20 protein-coding genes are annotated in these 20,172 nt (G+C 64.1%); 11 read left to right on the top strand and 9 right to left on the bottom strand.

Annotated features, from left to right (window positions below; genetic code table 11):
- Positions 1-344 precede the first annotated feature (344 nt).
- Complete coding sequence (locus ACDA63_RS02045; RefSeq protein ID WP_373661497.1) at positions 345-677, bottom strand: hypothetical protein; 333 nt, start codon at positions 675-677, stop codon at positions 345-347.
- Here ACDA63_RS02045 and ACDA63_RS02040 point away from each other — a divergent pair.
- The 3 genes from ACDA63_RS02040 to ACDA63_RS02030 are packed head-to-tail and all read left to right on the top strand — an operon-like array spanning position 676 to position 2,776.
- Entirely contained in the window at positions 676-1,143 is a 468-nt protein-coding gene (locus ACDA63_RS02040) for a CDP-alcohol phosphatidyltransferase family protein (RefSeq protein WP_373661496.1), read from the top strand. The genes ACDA63_RS02045 and ACDA63_RS02040 overlap by 2 nt on opposite strands.
- 56 nt (positions 1,144-1,199) lie before the next feature.
- Positions 1,200-1,844, top strand: coding sequence for a lysophospholipid acyltransferase family protein (locus ACDA63_RS02035; RefSeq protein ID WP_373661495.1), 645 nt, complete (start codon positions 1,200-1,202; stop codon positions 1,842-1,844).
- The gene (locus ACDA63_RS02030; protein ID WP_373661494.1) at positions 1,841-2,776 is read left to right on the top strand and encodes a phosphatidate cytidylyltransferase; all 936 of its coding nucleotides are present in this window, start codon (positions 1,841-1,843) and stop codon (positions 2,774-2,776) included. Before ACDA63_RS02035 ends, ACDA63_RS02030 begins: the two co-directional genes overlap by 4 nt.
- A 216-nt stretch (positions 2,777-2,992) precedes the next feature.
- Here ACDA63_RS02030 and ACDA63_RS02025 read toward each other — a convergent pair whose 3' ends face one another.
- The 5 genes from ACDA63_RS02025 to ACDA63_RS02005 form a co-directional block, all read right to left on the bottom strand.
- On the bottom strand, positions 2,993-3,370 hold the full coding sequence (locus ACDA63_RS02025) for a VOC family protein (protein WP_373661493.1): 378 nt from the start codon (positions 3,368-3,370) through the stop codon (positions 2,993-2,995).
- A 40-nt stretch (positions 3,371-3,410) separates the two neighbouring features.
- Entirely contained in the window at positions 3,411-4,727 is a 1,317-nt protein-coding gene (locus tag ACDA63_RS02020; protein ID WP_373661492.1) for a replication-associated recombination protein A, read from the bottom strand.
- Positions 4,728-4,749: 22 nt separating this feature from the next.
- Entirely contained in the window at positions 4,750-5,373 is a 624-nt protein-coding gene (gene lolA / locus ACDA63_RS02015; protein ID WP_373661491.1) for an outer membrane lipoprotein chaperone LolA, read from the bottom strand.
- Between the two features lie 108 nt (positions 5,374-5,481).
- Entirely contained in the window at positions 5,482-7,794 is a 2,313-nt protein-coding gene (locus ACDA63_RS02010) for a DNA translocase FtsK (protein ID WP_373661490.1), read from the bottom strand.
- Positions 7,795-7,904: 110 nt separating this feature from the next.
- Positions 7,905-8,573 (bottom strand): Crp/Fnr family transcriptional regulator, encoded by a 669-nt coding sequence (locus ACDA63_RS02005; protein ID WP_373661489.1) that lies wholly within the window; start codon positions 8,571-8,573, stop codon positions 7,905-7,907.
- 246 nt (positions 8,574-8,819) lie between these two features.
- On the opposite strand from ACDA63_RS02005, the gene trxB reads away from it, so the two are divergent.
- The 3 genes from trxB to ACDA63_RS01990 all read left to right on the top strand — a co-directional run bounded on the left by trxB (position 8,820) and on the right by ACDA63_RS01990 (position 12,018).
- Positions 8,820-9,779 carry a thioredoxin-disulfide reductase gene (gene trxB, locus ACDA63_RS02000; protein ID WP_373661488.1) on the top strand — a complete coding sequence of 320 codons (960 nt, stop codon included), beginning with the start codon at positions 8,820-8,822 and terminating at the stop codon, positions 9,777-9,779.
- Between the two features lie 91 nt (positions 9,780-9,870).
- Positions 9,871-10,686, top strand: a complete 816-nt coding sequence (locus tag ACDA63_RS01995) for a Smr/MutS family protein (RefSeq protein WP_373661487.1) — start codon at positions 9,871-9,873, stop codon at positions 10,684-10,686.
- 117 nt (positions 10,687-10,803) lie between these two features.
- Positions 10,804-12,018, top strand: a complete 1,215-nt coding sequence (locus ACDA63_RS01990; RefSeq protein WP_373661486.1) for a glycoside hydrolase family 5 protein — start codon at positions 10,804-10,806, stop codon at positions 12,016-12,018.
- 72 nt (positions 12,019-12,090) lie between these two features.
- Here the strand turns inward: ACDA63_RS01990 and ACDA63_RS01985 are convergent, their stop codons facing one another.
- On the bottom strand, positions 12,091-12,429 hold the full coding sequence (locus ACDA63_RS01985) for a P-II family nitrogen regulator (RefSeq protein ID WP_373661485.1): 339 nt from the start codon (positions 12,427-12,429) through the stop codon (positions 12,091-12,093).
- Between the two features lie 158 nt (positions 12,430-12,587).
- The gene (locus tag ACDA63_RS01980) at positions 12,588-14,189 is read right to left on the bottom strand and encodes a nitrilase-related carbon-nitrogen hydrolase (protein WP_373661484.1); all 1,602 of its coding nucleotides are present in this window, start codon (positions 14,187-14,189) and stop codon (positions 12,588-12,590) included.
- 257 nt (positions 14,190-14,446) lie between these two features.
- Between ACDA63_RS01980 and ACDA63_RS01975 the strand changes: the two genes are divergently transcribed.
- The 5 genes from ACDA63_RS01975 to ACDA63_RS01955 all read left to right on the top strand — a co-directional run bounded on the left by ACDA63_RS01975 (position 14,447) and on the right by ACDA63_RS01955 (position 19,621).
- Entirely contained in the window at positions 14,447-15,463 is a 1,017-nt protein-coding gene (locus tag ACDA63_RS01975; protein ID WP_373661483.1) for a Zn-dependent oxidoreductase, read from the top strand.
- A 43-nt stretch (positions 15,464-15,506) separates the two neighbouring features.
- Positions 15,507-16,475, top strand: coding sequence for a TRAP transporter substrate-binding protein (locus ACDA63_RS01970; protein WP_373661482.1), 969 nt, complete (start codon positions 15,507-15,509; stop codon positions 16,473-16,475).
- Between the two features lie 69 nt (positions 16,476-16,544).
- Complete coding sequence (locus tag ACDA63_RS01965) at positions 16,545-17,054, top strand: TRAP transporter small permease (protein ID WP_373661481.1); 510 nt, start codon at positions 16,545-16,547, stop codon at positions 17,052-17,054.
- Positions 17,051-18,331 carry a TRAP transporter large permease gene (locus ACDA63_RS01960; RefSeq protein ID WP_373661480.1) on the top strand — a complete coding sequence of 427 codons (1,281 nt, stop codon included), beginning with the start codon at positions 17,051-17,053 and terminating at the stop codon, positions 18,329-18,331. Before ACDA63_RS01965 ends, ACDA63_RS01960 begins: the two co-directional genes overlap by 4 nt.
- A gap of 171 nt (positions 18,332-18,502) precedes the next feature.
- Entirely contained in the window at positions 18,503-19,621 is a 1,119-nt protein-coding gene (locus ACDA63_RS01955) for a GNAT family N-acetyltransferase (protein ID WP_373661479.1), read from the top strand.
- A gap of 85 nt (positions 19,622-19,706) precedes the next feature.
- Here the strand turns inward: ACDA63_RS01955 and ACDA63_RS01950 are convergent, their stop codons facing one another.
- Positions 19,707-20,171 (bottom strand): tRNA (cytidine(34)-2'-O)-methyltransferase, encoded by a 465-nt coding sequence (locus ACDA63_RS01950; RefSeq protein ID WP_373661478.1) that lies wholly within the window; start codon positions 20,169-20,171, stop codon positions 19,707-19,709.
- Between the last annotated feature and the right edge of the window lies 1 nt (position 20,172).

Here is a 20,172-nt window from a genome sequence, read left to right as displayed (position 1 = left end):
CGCCGCCTGATTTGTTCGCCGTGACGGACGTGCGGGTACGACCAAGGTCGGCCTGACGCCAAGGCAGCGCCGATCCGCCGCGACTGCAATACGTGCCCCGCCGGCCCTCCGCATCGGGGCAGCCAGTTCGGCTGCAGGGTCAGGGAGGTCTTCGTCGTCATGCTTCTCTGCACACGCCGCGCAGCGCTCGGGCGCCGAGCCAGTCGGCCGCGATCTTCCTTGGCCAGAGCGGGCTCTCGGACGCCAGTCAGCGTAAGCGGTACCTTGATTTGTCGCAATGGCGCGCGTGCCCCGAGCAGCCCGAGTTTAGGGATAATTTTCCGGCGTTTCCCGCAGTGCGAACTTCACAGCAAATAGCAACTGGCATTTGCCAACATCTGTATCTGCAGACCGTTGCGTCCTTCCCGATGCCTGCTCGTCGGCTCGCCGTGCTGACGGTGAAAACATCCCGCTCGTGCCAGCCTTCGCGCACGCGGCGACAGGCAGATGCCGTTCGCATGGACGTCATACTTTTGAACGATGATGGAACGAAGAAAAGTCTCTTCCCGCGACAGTGGTGTCATTCGCGCAATCGCCCGTGGCTTGGCCAACTCGGCGGTAACGCCGAACCAGATTTCCGTGTCGAGCTGCGTGTTTGCCGCACTCGTACCCATCGGCTTGTTTGTCATCGGCGGCATGATGGGCATCGTGCTCGCGATTGCCGGCGTGCAATTGCGGCTCCTTGCCAACGTCATCGACGGCCTCGTCGCCGTCGAGGGCGGCAAGAGCACCGCACTGGGGGCGCTCTACAACGAGTTTCCTGACCGCATTGCCGATTCGATCATCCTGATTGCGTTCGGTTATGGCGTACAGCTTTCGCCCATCGGCTGGCTTGCCGCGTTGCTCGCCGCCCTGACCGCTTACATCAGAGTCTTTGGTGGCGCGCTCGGTCAGATTCAGAGCTTTTCCGGCCCGATGGCCAAACAGCACCGCATGGCCGCCGTCACCCTCGGACTGATTGCCATGCTGGTGGGTGCGGCCGGCCTGCAGGCCGCAGCATGCCTGTACGTCGCCCAAGGCGCGCTCTGGGCCATTGTTGTCGGTTCCGCGTGGACCTGCTGGCGGCGCACGCGCGCGATCGCCGAACAACTCGTCGCACGCTGACGTACGGAACGGCGCAGCCGGGCACGCGCATCGCCACAAAAGGGAAAAGTAGACGCATGAATCCTCGTCCCCGTTCGGAGCTCGTCGCACGAGAATTGCTGTGCTCGTTGGTACGGTTGCTGGTGGGCGCCGTCCCCGCCAACGGCGTCAGCACGACCACCGCACAGGCCATCTTCTTCGCCAATCATTCCAGTCATCTCGATACAGTGGTCTTGCTTGCCGCGCTGCCGTTGCGGTGGCGTATGCGCGTACGACCGGTGGCGGCCATGGACTACTGGGGGAACGGGCGGATACGACGCTGGATCGCAGAACGCGTGCTGAACGTCGTTTTTATTAACCGCCATGGCAAGGTTGGGGAGGACGCCCTGGCCCCGGTACGCCAGGCCCTGCAAGAAGGCGCTTCGCTGATCTTCTTTCCGGAGGGCACGCGTCACAACGGTGCATTGCCCGATGAGTTCAAGAGTGGAATTTTCCGATTGGCTGAGGAGTTCCCGCGCATCGCACTCGTTCCGACCTATCTGGAAAATCCCAACCGCACCCTTCCCAAGGGGTCTCTGCTCGTCCTGCCGCTGATCAATCGCGTGCATTTCGGCGCAGCGCTGTCGCGGATTGCAGAAGAATCGAAGCCGGCATTTCTCACACGCGCACGACAAGCGGTCTGCGAGTTGGCGCCACATCAATTTTCGTCATCCCCGAAATGATCAATACGCCGTTCTGGTCGCTCGCATTTGGCATCGTTGCTTTCCTCTCCATGGCCACGCTCATCGGTCGCGCCATTGCCTGGAAGGCAGGCGGTGACAACGCCACGGTGGTCAACCTCAACCAGCGCATCAATGCATGGTGGATATTGGTGGCAGTCACGCTGCCTTTTATTGCCATAGGGCGAACGACGGCCACCGCCTTGTTTGCGATTGCCTCGTTCCTGGCATTGAGGGAATTTCTGTCTCTGACGCCGACCCGCCCCGGAGACAGGCTTGCGATGTTCAGCGCGTTTTTCGTTGCCATCCCGGTGCAATTCGCGCTTGTTGCCATGGATTGGTACGGGCTGTTTTCCATATTGCTGCCGGTGTATGGCTTCTTCCTGCTGCCGACGGCAAGCACGCTTGCACAGGATACGGAGGACTATCTTTCACGCTGCGCGAAGATCCAATGGGCGATCATGGTCTGCGTTTACGGCGTCAGCCACATCCCCGCCCTGCTTTTCCTGCCGATTGCGGGGTACGACACCGCCAACGGCACGCTGCTGGTCTACTTCCTGCTCGTGGCTCAACTATCCGACGTCCTGCAATACGTGTGCGGCAAGCTCTTTGGCAAAAGCAAAGTTGCACCGATCCTTAGCCCCAACAAAACCTGGGAAGGGCTCATCGGCGGAGGCGTGCTGGCAACACTGGTCGGCGCGGCACTGCACGGCGTCACCCCGTTCACGGCCTGGCAAGCCTGCGCGCTGTCGCTGGTCGTCGTGATTACGGGTTTCTTTGGCGGGCTGATTCTCTCTGCAGTCAAACGCTCGCTCGGGGCCAAGGATTGGGGCAATGGCATTCCCGGGCACGGGGGCGTGCTTGATCGGTTGGACTCGCTGGCATTTTCGGCGCCGATCTTCTTCCACCTGACCCGCTACTGGTTTACGCCCTAGGCGCTGTTCAGCGAAAAATGCCGCCCCCGGTGCAATGCAGGGGCGGCGTTCTCATCAGACGAGCGGCGCGTCATCCGCTGTCTGTACGCCCTGATTGGGGCTCTCGATTTGCGTCCGACCGTGCTCATCAGAATGGAAACCGAAAACTCCTGAGTCCCATCGGTTTCCAGATACGGAGGGCGGATGACGCTTCTCGCCCCGCCCCACCAAAACGGATTAGCGGATTTCCTGCCCCACCATCAATCGATGCCCATCGGGCGTCTCAAGCGCCATCTCGCGCATGCCCCAGGGTTTGTCGGTCGGCGACTGGCGAATGAGTGCGCCGCGCCCCAGTAGTTCGGCGTGCAGCGCATCGATGTCGTCGACATGCAGGTAAGCGAAGTAACTGTGATCGCCCAGGTCGCGCGGCGGCAAGGCGTCCGGACAGTGACCGAGCATCACCCGCACGCCGTCGCGCGCGAGCGCCTGCCAGTTGTCGCCATCCTGCCATTCGGGAACAACACCGAGTACGTCGCGGAAGTACTCCGCGGTACGCACCAGATCGGGCACGGCCAGAACATACGCATAGCTGCGCAGCGAGGGGGAATTGCTCATGCTGAACCTCCGGGGGAAGTCGTCACATGACGACGTGGCTTCAACCCTTGCCGGCTTCGTCGTCGAGCTTGCGCAGGAAAGCCATTTTTTCGGCGATCTTGCTTTCCAGCCCGCGCGGCACCGGCTGATACCAGGCCGGATCTTCGATACCGTCCGGCAAGTATGTTTCGCCCGCCGCGTAGGCGTGGGGCTCGTCGTGGGCGTAGCGATAAGCGTGCCCGTAACCGAGCTCCTTCATGAGCTTGGTCGGCGCGTTGCGCAGATGCACGGGCACTTCGCGCGATTTGTCCTGCCGTACGAAAGCCATCGCCTCGTTAAAAGCCATATAGCCGGCATTGCTCTTGGCTGCCACGGCAAGGTAGATGACGGCCTGCCCCAGCGCCAGTTCGCCTTCCGGCGAGCCGAGACGCTCGTAGGTAAGCGCCGCGTCGTTGGCGATCTGCATGGCGCGCGGGTCGGCCAGGCCGATGTCTTCCCACGCCATGCGCACGATGCGCCGCGCCAGGTAGCGCGGGTCCGCACCGCCGTCGAGCATGCGGCACAGCCAGTACAACGCACCGTCCGGATTCGAGCCGCGCACGGATTTGTGCAGGGCCGAGATCTGATCGTAGAAGTTGTCGCCCCCCTTGTCGAAACGGCGCGCGTTGAGCGTCAGCGCGTTTTCGACAAAGTGAGCATCGATGCGCGCCACGCCGGCCGCGCGCGACGCGGTGTCGGTCTGTTCGAGCAGATTGAGGAAGCGTCTCGCATCGCCGTCGGCGTAGCCCACCAGCGTTGTGACCGCGGCATCGTCGAATTCGAGATGCGTCAGGGCTTTTTCTTGTGCGCGCGAGAGCAGTTGGCGGAGTTCGTCGTCGGTCAGGCTCTTCAGCACGTAGACCTGTGCGCGCGAGAGCAATGCGGCGTTCACTTCGAACGACGGGTTCTCGGTCGTCGCGCCGATGAAGGTCACCAGACCGGATTCGACGTAAGGCAGCAAGGCGTCCTGCTGCGACTTGTTGAAGCGGTGGATTTCGTCGACGAACAGCAGCGTGTGGCGACCGCTGGTAGCCAGCGTCTGTTCCGCCTGCTCCATCGAGGCGCGGATGTCTTTCACGCCCGCAAATACGGCCGACAAAGCGATGAAGGCGCTGCCGAATGCGTTGGCCGTCAGCCGCGCGATGGTGGTCTTGCCCACGCCGGGCGGCCCCCACAGGATCATCGAATGCGGCTTGCCCGACTGGAACGCCAGCCGCAGCGGCTTGCCTTCGCCGAGCAGATGCGACTGGCCGATGACGTCATCGAGCGTGGCCGGACGCAGCAATTCGGCCAGCGGTACGCGGCCGGCGGGGGCCTGGGCGGAAAAGAGGTCGTCCATCGAGCGTTGTCTGTGTCTGATGTTATTCGCCGACGACGTCGGCGCCCTTCGGCGGCGTGAAGCGGAACGAATCGGCCGGCAGCGATGGGTTGCGCTCGAAGGAGGTGAAGCGCAGACGCGTCGTCTGACCAAAGGCGTCCTGCACTTCCATGGCTTGCGGCAGGCCGCCCTTGAAGCCCATGCGCACGTGCTGGAAGCCCGCTTCGTTGGTCTTGGGCTTGGCGTCGAGCCACGCCAGTCCGTCGGCCTCGCCCGCATCCGACAACTCGAAGTTCTTGTCCAGCGCGTTATCGCCCGCCAGTAACGCGGCCGGACTGGCGCCGAGCGCCTGGCCCATGGCTTTTACGACGACCTGGTTCAGGTCCTTGTCGTACGACCACAGTTTGGTGCCGTCGCCGACGATCAACTGGCTGTAGGGCTTTTCGTAAGTCCAGCGGAATTTGCCCGGGCGCTGCAGCAGCATGTTGCCCGACGCCTGCTGACCCGGCTTGCCATTGCGCAGCACGACGCTCTGCTCGAAATTTGCACGCGCCGTGCGGGTGTTGGAGAGGAACTGCCGCAGCTGGTCGAGCGAGTCCGAAGCATGCGCTGCCGTCAGGGGCAGCGCGGCGCACATCAGTGCGATCAGTTTGCGATACATAGTCATCCAGTCGATGTGCGGACCTGCACGCCGTAGGCACGGTCTGCAACGACCATGCCCATGCGCCGGACCCGACATGTGAAGCGGCGCGTTGAGCGTTCGCGCCGCGTCCGGTTACTCCTCGCGCGGCGGCGGCGCGATCACTTCGCGGTTGCCGTTGGCGCTCATGGCCGATACGACTCCGGAACGCTCCATTTGTTCGATCAGGCGGGCAGCGCGGTTGTAGCCGATGCGCAGGTGGCGCTGCACCAGCGAAATCGACGGACGCCGCGTTTTGGTGACGATGTCGACAGCCTGGTCGTAGAGCGGATCGGCCTCGCCGTCACCGGCGTCGCCGCCATCGGCAGCGCCGAGGAAATTGCCTTCGCCGTCTTCGCCGCCGCCGGAGAGAATGCCTTCGATGTAGTCCGGCTCGCCGCCCACGGCCTTGAGATGTTCGACCACCTTGTGCACTTCACCGTCATCGACGAAGGCACCGTGCACACGTGTCGGCAGGCCGGTGCCCGGTGCGAGGTAGAGCATGTCGCCCATGCCGAGCAGCGATTCGGCGCCCTGCTGGTCGAGGATGGTGCGCGAATCGATCTTGCTCGACACCTGGAAGGCCATGCGCGTCGGGATGTTGGCCTTGATGAGGCCGGTGATGACATCCACCGACGGACGCTGCGTGGCCAGCACGAGGTGGACACCTGCCGCGCGCGCCTTTTGCGCCAGACGGGCGATGAGTTCTTCGACCTTCTTGCCGACCACCATCATCAGGTCGGCCAGTTCGTCGATGACCACCACGATCATCGGCATGGTGCCCAGGGGTTCGGGGCTGTCGGGCGTGATGCTGAACGGGTTGGTCTTGGGCGTGCCGGCCTTTTCGGCCTCCTGGATGACCTTGTTGTAGCCGGCCAGGTTGCGCACGCCCATCGCCGACATCAGTTTGTAGCGGCGCTCCATTTCGCCCACGCACCAGTTGAGCGCATGCGCGGCGTGTTTCATGTCGGTGACCACCGGCGCGAGCAGGTGCGGAATGCCTTCGTACACCGACAGTTCGAGCATCTTCGGGTCGATCAGGATCAGGCGGACCTTGTCGGCTTCGGCCTTGTAGAGCAGCGACAGGATCATGGCGTTGATACCCACCGACTTGCCGGAGCCGGTCGTACCGGCCACCAGCAAGTGAGGCATCTTGGCCAGGTCGGCCACCACCGGATTGCCGGCGATGTCCTTGCCCAGCGCCACGGTCAGCGGCGAGGCCATGTTGTGGTAGACCTGCGAGCCGATGATTTCGGACAGGCGCACGGTCTGCCGTTTCGGGTTCGGAATTTCCAGCCCCATGCAGCTCTTGCCGGGGATGGTCTCGACCACGCGGATGCTCATCACCGACAGCGCGCGGGCCAGGTCCTTGACGAGGTTGACGATCTGCGAACCCTTCACGCCCACGGCCGGTTCGATCTCGTAGCGCGTGATGACCGGGCCCGGATAGGCCGACAGCACTTTTACTTCCACGCCGAAGTCGGCCAGCTTGCGTTCGATGAGGCGCGAGGTGTACTCCAGCGACTCAACGGACGGCGGCTCGACGTCGTTCTTGGGCTCGTCGAGCAGTGACAGCGCCGGCAGCGCACCGGTCGCCATGTCAGCGAACAACACTTGCTGGCGCTCTTTTTCGACGCGCTCGGACTTCATCACCGGCTCGATGCGCACGGGCTCGATGTGGATTTCGACGGGCGGTGCGTCTTCGCGCTTCTTGCGTTCTTTCTTGACCTTTTCTTCGCGCTTGACGGCCACCTGCTGGCCGGCGCGGCGATCCTGCCAGGCTCCGGCCTGCCCCACGACCCACAGGCCGGCGCGTTCGAGCGCATGGCCGAGCTTTTCAACCGCCGACAGCCACGAGAAATTGCCGAACAGCGACAGCCCGCCGGCCCACAGCGCCAGCATCAGCAAGGTGCCGCCGGTGAAGCCGAGATAACGCACGAACAGTTCGCCGATTTCGGCGCCGACCACGCCGCCCGGCTGGCCGGGCAAGGCGAACTGATGGGAATAGAAGCGCACCGCTTCCAGCCCGCAACTGGTCAGCATCAGCACCAGGAAGCCGGCCACGACGATGAAGAAAGAGCGCTTGTCGCCGTTCATCTCGTGATGGAAGCGATGATGGCCGATGGCCAGCCCCCATACGAGGAAGACCACCCACCACCACGCCGACACGCCGAACAGCAGCAGCATGACGTCGGCGAGCCAGGCCCCGAAGCGTCCGCCCGGATTGGTGACGGCGTTGGTGGCGACTGCGTGCGACCATCCCGGGTCGGCCTTGTTGTAGCCGAACAGGATCATCGCGATATAGGCGCCCATGGCACCGAGAAGCAGCCAGCGCGCCTCGCGCACAAGCGAAGCGATCTTGTCGGGCAGTGGCTGGGCGGGCTGGCGGGGACTCGCGCGGAAGAACATGCGTGGGATAGGCGCGGCTGAAAATGGGAACGCGCGATTATAGCGCGCGCTTACCATTGCCCCTGCCTGCCGGCCGAAGCGGCGGCATCTTCATGACTATCGGCAGACAGTCAGACTTCGCTGATGTGCTCGTGCAGGATGACGCCGCGCTCGGTCTCTTCGATGAGCCCGCGGTTCTGCAGGTCCTTCATCACGCGCGACACCATCTCGCGCGAGGCGCCAATCATCTTGGCGATGTCCTGCTTCGAGATTTTCTTGCGCACGATGGTCTCTTCCGGCGTGTTCTCTGCCATGTCGAGCAACAGGCGCGCCACGCGGCCGTACACATCCATCAGCGCCAGGCTTTCGATCTTGCGATCGGCTTCGCGCAGGCGGCGGGCAAGATTGCCCATGATGCGCAGGCTGATGTCGAAGTTCTCTTCGAGAATGCGGCGGAAGTCGGCCTGCGCAATCATCACCAAGTCCCCGGGCGATACCGCGCTGACGGTGGCCGAACGGGGTTCTTCGTCGACCACGCTCATTTCGCCGAAGATGTCTCCCTGGCCGAGCATGGTCAGGATCACCTCACGCCCGTCTTCGTCGCTGACCACCACCTTCAGGCTTCCGTTGAGCACGAAATACACGTAGTCCGTGTCGTCGCCTGCCAGGACCACGGCCGTGCCACGCGTCACGCGTCGCAGCATGGCGACACGGGCGATGGCTTCGAGCCGTTCATTCGCAATACCCTGGAAGAACGAGAGTGTCTTCAGGGCGGTCACCGAAACGGTGTTGGGCTGCATCTATTCCTCCGTTGCTGGGGCCCAGCGGATGAATCGCAATTGACTCGTTTTTGTTGTTTTTCGTGGAGTATAGGGAAATTGGAATCGTGATGACGGAATTTTTAACAGCATTCGTCATCGAATTGCACTTCTGGGCAATTCCACTGATTAGTGCCCTATGCGTTCGATAGTCTCAAGCTATAAATTCACCAAGTTGTCGTCGGATATAATTCTCGAGTCCCTTTGCAGAAGGCAGGAAAAAAGATCATGAGCAATGCCAGCCAGCACCATTCCCTCATCATCCTGGGCTCCGGCCCGGCGGGTTATTCGGCCGCCGTGTACGCCGCTCGCGCCAACCTCAAGCCGGTCCTGATCACGGGCCTGGCGCAGGGCGGCCAGCTCATGACGACGACCGAGGTCGACAACTGGCCGGCGGATGCCGACGGCGTGATGGGCCCCGACCTGATGGCGCGCTTCGAAAAGCACGCCCGCCGCTTCAACACCGAGATGATCTTCGATCACATCCATACGGCGAAACTCAACCAACGCCCGTTCGCCCTGATCGGCGACGCTGGCACCTACACGTGCGACGCATTGATCATCGCCACGGGCGCGACCGCCAAATACCTTGGCCTGCCGTCTGAGGAGCAATTCGCCGGCCGTGGTGTATCGGCGTGCGCAACCTGCGACGGCTTCTTCTACAAGAACCAGGAAGTCGCTGTGGTCGGTGGCGGCAACACCGCCGTGGAAGAAGCGCTGTACCTGGCCAACATCGCCAGCAAGGTCACCCTGATCCATCGTCGCGACAAATTCCGCGCCGAAGCGATCATGGTCGACAAGCTGATGGAACGCGTGAAGGAAGGCCGCATCGCCCTGGAACTGGATTCCACCCTCGACGAAGTGCTGGGCGACGCCTCGGGCGTGACCGGCGCGCGCGTCAAGAACGTCAAGTCGGGAGCGACCAAGGACGTGACGCTGCGCGGCGTATTCATCGCCATCGGCCACGCACCGAACACCGACATCTTCAAGGGCCAGCTCGAAATGGATGAGACCGGCTATCTCGTCACGCAGGGCGGCCGCGACGGCAACGCCACGCAGACCAGTATCGAAGGCGTGTTCGCCGCAGGCGACGTGCAGGACCACGTCTATCGCCAGGCCGTGACCAGCGCCGGAACGGGCTGCATGGCCGCGCTCGACGCGGAGCGCTACCTGACCACGCTGAAGTAAGCCAGCGCGGCGGCGATCCGCCGCTGGCGTTGCATCACACATGGGGCCGCAGTGACGCACTGCGGCCCTTTTTGCGTACACTCTCGCCATCGTGTCGAACAACAAACGCGTCCCCCTCGCAGAGATCAAGCGCCGCCTGAAGGCAGCGCCGGCCGCGTCGCGCCCGCTGCCCGACGATGACGTGGCCGCCTTCCGCCAAGCCACCGCAGGCGCGAATCGGCTGCGCGACAATCAGCGCATCGAGATCGCCAGGCCTGCGCCGCCGCCCATTCCGCGCCCCCGCCCCAAGGCCGAGCCGGAACCGGAGGCTCCCGCGCCGCGGCGCAATGAGTTGAACCTGCCGAGTTCGTGGTTCGAAGACACGCCCGCGGCACCGGGCAATCCGGATCAACGCCTGTTCTCGCAAGCGCTGCAGGGCGTCACCCCGATCACCACCGATCGCGTCACGCTGGAGCCGCCCAAGCCGCGCCCGCTACCCGTGCAACGCGAGCTGGACGAACAGGCCGCACTGGCAGAGTCGATCTACGCGCCGACGCCGCTCGAACTGCGCCTGGAAGGGGGTGACGAACTGGCCTACCTGCGCGACAACCTGCCCCGCTCCATGCTGCGCGACCTGCGTCGCGGCCGCTGGGTGGTGCAGGAGGAAATCGACCTGCACGGCGCCAACCGCGATCAGGCCCGCGACATGCTGGCGGCCTTCATGGGGCTTTGCCGCAAGCGCGACGTGCGCTGCGTGCGCATCGTGCACGGCAAGGGTCTGGGCTCGCCCGGCAAGGAGCCCGTGCTCAAGGGGCTGGTGGCCGGCTGGCTGATGAACTATGACGACGTATTGGCCTATGCGCAGGCCCGCGTCCCCGATGGTGGCGCTGGCGCCCTCATCGTCCTTCTGCGTGCAGGCCGTCGCTGATCGGCGTCACTTTTTTCATGCCGCCAGCATGAAACGTGAGATTTTCGTGTAGCACTTTCAGTCTCTGCGGAATCGCCCGATATTTGCGCATTGATCTGATCTTCCGGCAGGCACGCCATGCAGTTCCCGACACCTCCCCATGCAATTGCGCGCATCGCATCGATGACGACGCTGTCGCTCGCGCTGGCCGCGTGCGGTGGTGGAGGCGCCGGAGGCGGCGCGGCCGACATGAGTTCCAGTTCGGCGTCATCCTCGGTGGCGTCGTCGCAGGGCGGCTGCACGCCCGATGCCGTCGCCAATGAGCCGGCGTTGTCTTCCAGCGCGCCGTCGGTCGCGACCAGTGCGTCATCATCGGAACCGGCGTTGGTCGAGTCGCCCGGCCAAGCTGAGCCAGCCGAACAGCCCACCTTTCTGCACGGCGTGAATCTGGCCGGCGGAGAGTTCGGCAGCGTGGGCGATGCCTACGGCTACCGGTACATCTACCCGAACCAGAGAGAAGTCGACTATTACCTCGCCGAAGGCATGAAGGTGGTGCGCATCCCGTTCCGATGGGAACGACTCCAGCCCACCATCGGCGGCGCGCTGTCGGACAACGAACTGGCATGCATCGACGCGATTGTCGCGCCCGCGACGGCGGCCGGCATGCGCGTGATCCTCGATCCGCACAATTACGCGCGCTATGGCGGCCAGCTCATCGGCAGCGCGGGCGTGCCGACCACGGCGCTGCCGGATTTCTGGCGACGGTTGGCCGAGCACTACCGCGACAATCCGCGCGTGATCTTCGGCCTGATGAATGAGCCCCATGGCATCGCGGGTGAAACCTGGGCCGCGGTAGCCAATGATGCGCTGTCCACGATCCGCGCCACGGGGGCGAACAACCTCGTCCTGGTCCCGGGCACCGACTGGAGCAACGCCCACAGTTGGCTCAAGACCGGCAGCTACGGCACACCCAACGGCACGACCATGCTGGCCATCACCGATCCGGCCAACAACATGGCGTTCGAGCTGCATCAGTATCTGGACGGCGACGCGTCCGGCACACGTTCGACCTGTTCCAGCGCAACGACCGGCTCGCAGCGCGTGGCGGAGGTCACAGCCTGGCTGCGCGCTCATGGCAAGCGGGGTTTTCTGGCCGAATTCGCGGGCGGGGACAATCCCACCTGCCGCGCCGCAATCACCGATCTGCTCGGGTTTCTGCGCGACAACGGCGACGTCTGGATGGGTTGGAGCTGGTGGGCCGGCGGCCCGTGGTGGGGGGAATACATGTTCACGCTCGAACCGCTCAATGGCGTGGATCGGCCGATGATGAGCGTACTGGCTCCGTACCTGTAATACGGCTTGCGAGCGGCGGTCCGGCATGACGCGCGGACCGCTTCGTCGGGGCGACGGTCTCGCCCCCGGGGATCAGACGGCGGATTCGCCCTGCTCGCCCGTGCGGATGCGGATGACCTGCTCGATCGGCGTGACGAAGATCTTGCCGTCACCGATCTTGCCGGTACGGGCCGACTTCAGGATGGCTTCGATGGCCTGCTCCACGATGCCGTCGGCCAGGACGACCTCGATCTTGATCTTGGGCAGGAAGTCGACCACGTACTCGGCGCCGCGATACAGCTCCGTGTGGCCCTTCTGGCGGCCGAAGCCCTTGACTTCGGTCACCGTCAGGCCGGTCACGCCGACTTCGGACAGCGCCTCGCGCACTTCGTCGAGTTTGAAGGGCTTGATGACGGCTTCGATCTTTTTCACTGCGTTCTCCGTGGAAAATGGGCGCTTCGCCCCGGTGTCGAGACGAAAGGGAAACTCGTCCGCGAGTATAGCCGAGCTCGAGTCCGGTTCTCAGCGCAGTCGGGCCGAAGGCTGCGAGAGCAACCCGCGAACCTCGCCGATATCCTGTCGCTGCCCGGCTACGGGGGATACGCCCCGAACCCGTGTGTCTGGGGCATGCGCCATCCGCGACCGAAGCCGCGACGCGTGATGCATGGCCCTGGCGGCAGGCGACCACCGTTGCGCTCGCCCTGCCGCAACATCGCCAGCACGGCGCGAAGATCCTCCGGCGGCACGCCGCTGGCAACGATCTGCGCCGGGCCTTCTTCGAACTGCAAGTACGCCTGGATGATGTCATCGAGCGTGGCCACGCCACCGGCCACCATTGGCAGACCGGCTGGCTGGCGCCCCTGCATCCGGGCGGGCACGTCTGACGATATGCCAGCGCGATAGGCGACGAGCCGCTGCGCGCAACTCAGCGAAACGTCCTTGAACAACGCGAAATCGCTGGCGGTTTCGTGATACACGCCCGGCACGCCCAACGCCAGCGTGGTCTTGGTCGAGTACGACAGAAGCAGCGCGCCACGATGGTGCGCCAGCGCGCTCAGGCTGGCGCCGTGGGCGCGCGCCTGCAGGGACGGCATGGAGTCGAACCCGGCGCGGGCTGGCGTCCATTGCGTGAGCATCCGGTCGAACACGCGCAGCATCGGCTCCAGGGGCAGCGGATCGCATCGCACGCCAAGGCGTTCCGCATGCAAGGCGGCATCCGCCGCCGCGGCATGCGCATCTGCAGGCACTGGCGCCAGCAGCGCGTGCACGCGTGCCGCGCCCACCGCATCGACCGCCACGCACAGGGCCAGCGCCGAATCCAGCGCACCGGACAGACCGAGCAACACGTGCTCGAAACTGTTCTTGGCAACGTGGTCGCGCAAGCCGAGAACCAGCGCGGCGTAGATCTCCGCCTCTTCGGTCGCGGACCCTTCGTCACCCGATCCTGCAAGCATGCCATCGGCGTAGGTGACGTATTCGAGCGTGTCGACGAACTGCGCAGCCTGGAAGACCTGCGTCCCGTCGCGGTGGAGCGCGAACGAGCCACCGTCGAAGAGCAGATCGTCCTGCCCGCCGACGAGGTTGCAGTACAGCGCGGGAATGCCCGTGCGGTCCACGCACTCTCCCAGCACAGCCAGACGTTGCGCGAGCTTGCCGACGTGGTAGGGCGACGCATTGAGTACCAGCAATAGCTCGGCCCCCGCTTCGCGCGCCGCGTCTGCCGCCCCCTCGTCCCAGATGTCGGCGCAGATGTTGATTCCGATCCGCATGCCATGCGATTCGAATACACACGGTGCATCACCCGAGGCGAAGTAGCGCGCCTCGTCGAAGACGCCGTAGTTGGGCAACCGATGCTTGTGATAGCGCGCCAGCACCTTGCCGTCGCGCAGGACGGACGCCGCGTTGTAGCGCAGGTCGCCATCGCGACAGGGATGTCCGACCACCACGTCGATGCCTTGGCAATCCATTGCCAGCAAACCCAGCTCGTGCTCGCAGCGGCGCAGGAACGCCTCGCGCAATAGCAGATCGTCGGGCGGGTAGCCGCATAACGCCAGTTCGGGCGTCAGCAGCAGGCCGGCGCCCGCCTTGCGCGCATCGACGGCAGCCGCATGAATGCGGGCGGCATTGCCGGCAATGTCCCCTACCACAGCATCGAATTGCAGTACGCCGATCTTCAGCCCAGGTTGCGCCACGGAGTTTTCCGACACCACCACCCCCTTTCTCTGTGCTGCCCGGTTCACAACGGCTTCATAAACGGTTGAGAGCCGTTAAACGGCACTTCCATTCTGGTATGGCAGCATCCCTCCACGATCATCTGCCTCACCAACCAGCCCTGCTCGCGGATGTTTCATTGGAGACCACTGCACCCCTCAATGCCAGTGGACATACGGTGCGCGAAGCAGACGCGCACGCGGCGATGCATCCAGCGAGCGACCCAGAAGGAAACTCCATGCTGAGCATCGTCGTCGAAGAGCCCGGAAAACTCGTCATCGCCGAGCGCCCCGACGTGCCGCCCGCACCCGGCGAGGTCAGGATCAGGGTACGCGCCGCGGGGATCTGCGGTTCCGATCTGCATATCCATCATGGCCGCAATCCGTTTGCGGTCTATCCGCGCGTCGTCGGGCACGAATTCTTCGGCCACATCGACGCGGTCGGCGACGGTGTCTCACCCGATCGCGTCGGCCAGCGCGTGGTGGTCGATCCTGTCATCAGTTGCGGCGAGTGCTATCCCTGTTCCGTCGGCCGATCGAACGTGTGCACGCGCCTGCAGGTCATCGGCGTACATCGCGACGGTGGCTTCAGCCAGTACGCCTGCGTGCCGGCCCGGAATGCGTTTGCCGTGCCCAGTGATATCTCCGACCGGCACGCGACCACCATCGAGCCGTACGCGGTCGCCGCCAATGTCACGCATCGAACCGGGGCGGATGCCAGTGACATTGCACTGGTCTACGGCGCGGGCCCCGCAGGGCTGACCGTGATCGATGTCCTCAAGAACGTGTTCGGCGCCACCGTGATCGCCACCGACCGGCTGGACGAGCGGCTCGACATCGCCCGCCAGTGCGGCGCCGACCACGTGATCAACACCGCGCGCGACGAGTTGCCCGCAACGCTCGAGCGGATGGGTTGCGCGCCTACGCTGATCATCGACGCGGTATGTCACCCGTCGATCCTCGAAGAAGCCGTGCGCATCGCGTCGCCCGCCGCGCGCATCGGCCTGCTCGGCTTTTCGTCGGAAGCCACCGCGCTCGTCCAGCAAGAGATGACCCGCCGCGAGCTGTCGCTCTTCGCTTCACGTCTGAACAACAACATGTTCCCGCGCGTCATCGAATGGATGCGCGCCGGACGCCTGCATCCCGATCGGCTCATCAGCCACGTACTCGACTACCGCAGCGTCGAACAGGCGTTCGCGCTCATCGAGACGCAGCCGCACCTCACCCGCAAGGTCCTGCTCGATCTGACCCGCTGACGGACTTTGCATCATCCCTGCACGACACCAAAGGAGACACACCATGAAGAACCGCCTACGCCTGTTGGCCGCCGCCGTACTGGCTTCCGCCAGCCTCGGTGCGCTGGCCGCCGAGGTCACCCTCAAGCTCGGCCATCAGGGCAACGAAGAACATAGCTGGCACAAGGCATCGCTGAAGTTCGCCGAACTGGTCGCCGCGAAGACCAAGGGCGCCGTCGAGGTGAAGGTCTACCCGAACGAATCCCTCGGCAAGGAAATGGACATCATCAACGCGGTGCAGTTGGGCAGTGTGGACATGACCATCACCGGCGAATCGCTGCAGAACTGGGCACCCAAGGCCGCACTGCTCGGCGTGCCCTACATGATCAGCGGCTCCGACCAGATGAAGCGCATCGTCGATGGTCCGATCGGCAAGGAAATCACCGACGAAATCCTCTCCAAGACCAAGCTGCGCACGCTGGCCTGGTTCGAGCGCGGCCCGCGCAACCTCACCGCCAACCGCCCGATCACCAAGCCGAGCGAACTGAACGGCCTGATCCTGCGCCTGCCCAACGTGCCGCTATTCATCTCCACCTGGAAGGCACTGGGCGCCCAACCGACGCCGATGGCGCTGTCCGAGGTGTTCACCGGCCTGCAACAGGGCGTGGTGCAGGCGCAGGAGAATCCGCTCTCGCTGACCATGAGCGGCAGCTTCTTCGAGGTGCAGAAGTACATCTGCAAGACCGAGCATGTGCGTAGCTGGATCTACATGGTCATTGGCGACCGCAAGTTCGGCAAGCTCAAGCCCGAGTACCAGCAGGCGATCACCGCCGCCGCGAAGGAAGCCCAGGCGTACGAGCACGAGATCTTCCTCAAGGACGAAGCCAAGCTCATCACCGACTTGCAGGCCAAGGGCATGAAGGTGGTCGAGGTCGACCAGAAGGCCTTCGCCGACGTGGCCCGTCCGGCCGTGGACAAGGCCATCAAGCCCGAAATCCGCGACCTCTACCAGAAGGCGCTCGCGGTCAAGTAAGCCCCCCGGCACCGGCGGCCGTTTCGCGAGGGACGGCCGCAATTCCTATCTGTCATTCGAGGGCGCCTCATGCTTTCATCCTTCATGCGCTTCATCGAGCGCATCAACCTCATTGCCGCAACGCTGCTGCTCGTCGTACTCATCTGCGTCGTGCTGATCCAGGTCGTTGCCCGGCCGCTGCCCATTCCCTCTCCGCCGTGGACCGAAGAGGTGGCGCGCTTCCTGATGGTCTACGTGGTCGCGTTCGGCTGCGCCATGGCCACACGACATCGCGAGCTGGTCAACGTGGACATCCTGGTCAACCTGTTGCCCGCCCGTCCGCGCGCCGCACTGCACATCGTCATCGACCTGATCATCCTGGTGTGCACCGTGCTGCTGTTCGTCAATGCGATCGAGTACGTCGAACACACCGCCATGCGTGAGGCGACCACCGTCCCGATCCAGATGTCATGGATCACCACCTGCGTGCTGGTCATCATGGCCAACATCGCGTTGTTCACGCTCTGGAATCTCGTCACGGATTTCGTCCAACTCGTTCGCGGCACCACAGCCGAACCCAGCCAGGAGAACGCTGCATGAGCCCGACCGTTGCACTATTCGCCATTTTCTTCGTCGCGCTCATGGCCGGCGTGCCGGTCGCCATCGCGCTCGCGTTGTCGTCGATCTGCTATCTGCTGATCGCCGACATGGGGCTGGCCATCATGGCCAACCAGTTCTACAGCGGCATGGATTCGTTCGTCCTGCTGTGCATTCCGGGCTTCCTGCTGGCGGGCGGCCTCATGAACGGCGGCGGTATCACCGACCGCATCGTGTCGTTCGGCAACGCGTGGTTCGGCCACATCCGCGGCGGGCTTGCCATGGCGAACGTATCGGCATCGATGATCTTCGCCGGCATCTCGGGCACGGCCGTGTCGGAAGCCGCCAGCATCGGCTCGGTGATGATTCCTGCCATGAAGCGCAGCGGCTACGACGCGCCGTTCTCGGGCGCCGTCACGGCGGTGGCGTCGACCGTCGGGCCGATCATTCCGCCGAGCGTGCCGATGATCATCGTCGGCACGCTGACCGGCCTGTCGGTGGGCAAGCTGTTCATCGCCGGTGCGGTGCCGGGCCTCCTGATGGGTCTGACCATGGCCACCATCGCCTATGTGATCGCCTGCAAGCGCGGCTACCCGAAGGGCGAGAAGGTCAGCATGCGCGAACGCCTGCGCGCCACGCGCGGCGCGATCTGGGCGATCCTGATGCCGGTGCTGCTCATCGGCGGACTGGTGTCCGGCATCTTCACGCCAACCGAAGCCTCCATCTTCGCCGTCGTCTTCTCGCTGCTGGTGGGCTTCTTCGTCTACAAGGACCTCACCATCGGCAAGATGCTGGCCTGCATGGCGGAGACGATCAGCGGCACCACTGGCATCCTGTTGCTCGTCGGCTTTGCCAATGTTTTCGCGTGGATCCTGACTTCCGAAGGCATCCCGCAGCAGATCGCGGCCGGTCTGCTGTCGATCACCGACAACAAGTACCTGCTGATCCTGCTCATCAACCTGCTGCTGTTGCTGGTGGGCATGTTCATGGAAACGATCGCCGCGCTGCTGATCCTCTTCACGCCGCTGCTGGCGGTCGCCACGCAGATCGGCATGGACCCGATCCACTTTGCGGTGATGATGGTGATCAACCTCGTGATCGGTCTGACCACGCCACCGGTCGGCGTGTGTCTGTTCGTGGCACAGGGCATTGCCCGCGTATCGCTCGTCGAGATCGCCAAGGCCGCCGCGCCCTTCATCATCGGCAACATCGTGCTGCTGTTCTTCGTGGCCTACATTCCCGGGTTGTCCTTGTGGCTGCCCGCGTTGTTCGGCATGTAACCCATCGGCAGCAGACGTCCGTAGCTGAAGGCCGGCACATCGCCGGCCTTCTTTTTTGGACCTTGCGCCAACCCGGACCGCACCCGTCGTCGGGGGACGACGTTCGCGTCGTTACACGCTTTTCGCTCTCATCCGGTACCCTGTCGTTCGCCCTAACGCATGGATATCTCGATGACCCTGCGCTTCCACGCCCGCATCAGCGAAATCCCCGCGCAGCAATGGGATGCGCTGGCCGGCAACCAGCCGTGTCTTGCGCATGCCTTCCTGGCCGCCATGGAGGACACGCACTGCGTCGGGCCCGGCACGGGATGGATGCCTCGACATGCCACGCTGTGGGAGGGCGACACGCTCATCGCGGCGGCCCCGCTCTATGCCAAAGCGCACTCGTGGGGCGAATACGTCTTCGACTGGGCCTGGGCCGACGCCTATCAGCAGCACGGTCTGCCCTACTACCCGAAGTGGCTGTGCGCCCTGCCCTTTACCCCTGTGCCGGGCACGCGCTTGCTGGCGCGCGATTCGATGGCCCGCGCGGCCCTGCTCGATGGATTGCTTGCGCACATCGACACCAGCGGTGTTTCGTCGCTTCACATCCTCTTCGCCAACGACGACGAGATCGCCGCGGGAGCCGCCCGCGGCATGCTGGTGCGCGAAGGCGTGCAGTTCCATTGGCACAACAACGGTTACGCGGATTTCGACGGTTTCCTCGCGGCGCTCGCGCACGACAAGCGCAAGAAGATCCGGCAGGAACGTCGCAAGGTGGCAGAAGCAGGCGTCGTGCTGCGCGTGCTGGAAGGCGAGGAAATCACAGCAGCGGACTGGCGCTTCTTCGTGCGCTGCTACACGACCACCTACGCGCTGCATGGCGCAACGCCTTACCTGAACCTCGCCTTTTTCCGCGCGCTCGGCGAACGGCTGCCGGACGCGTGCGTCATGCTGCTCGCAGAACGTGGAAGCCAGCCTGTCGCCGCCAGCCTTCTGCTACGCGACGACACGGCACTGTATGGCCGCTACTGGGGCGCCGTCGAGCAGATCCCCTGCCTGCATTTCGAAGCCTGCTATTACGCGCCGATCGAATATGCCATCGAACAGGGCCTGAGGCGCTTCGAAGGCGGCGCGCAAGGCGAGCACAAACTCGCGCGGGGCCTCGACCCCGTGCGCACGCGATCGCTGCACTGGCTGCGCGACGCGCGCTTTCACGATGCAGTGTCACGCTACCTGCAGCGGGAGACTGGCGGCGTTGAGTTGTATATCAACGAACTTGAGGGGCGGCGACCGTTCAGGCAGGCGTGACGCCGGGACGGCTGCTTCAAGGTATCACCGGAGCGCTTCGCCCGGTCTTAAGCAGACCCAGCGACGCACTGCAGCGCTGACAAAGTCATTCGCCAAGCGCGTAGCCTTGCTGCCGCCACGCCTCGTAGACCACCACCGCCACGCTATTGGAAAGATTGAGGCTGCGGCTGCCGGGTCGCATGGGAATGCGCAGCCGGCGCTCCGCGGGAAAGCTCTCACGAACGTGTTCGGGCAAGCCTTGCGACTCGGCGCCAAAGACGAACACGTCGCCTGGCAGGTATTCGATCTCGCCATATGGGCGGCTCGCGCGCGTAGTCAGCGCAAAGAAGCGATGCCCTTCGAGCGCGGCGCGGCAGCTCTCCCAATCGGGATGGACCGTGACATTGACGAGATCGCGGTAGTCCATGCCCGCCCGCGCCAGATGCTTGTCCGAGAGTTCAAACCCCAGCGGCTCGACCAGATGCAGGCGCACACCCGCATTGGCGCACAGGCGCATGACGTTGCCCGTGTTGGGCGGGATTTCCGGCTGATGAAGTACGACGTGGAACATG

The sequence above is a fragment of the Uliginosibacterium sp. sgz301328 genome (genome assembly GCF_041807905.1).
Classification (GTDB): Bacteria; Pseudomonadota; Gammaproteobacteria; order Burkholderiales; family Rhodocyclaceae; genus JBGVSA01.
The sequence above is the reverse complement of the archived record's forward strand: the minus strand, read 5'-3'. Positions and strand labels throughout refer to the sequence as shown.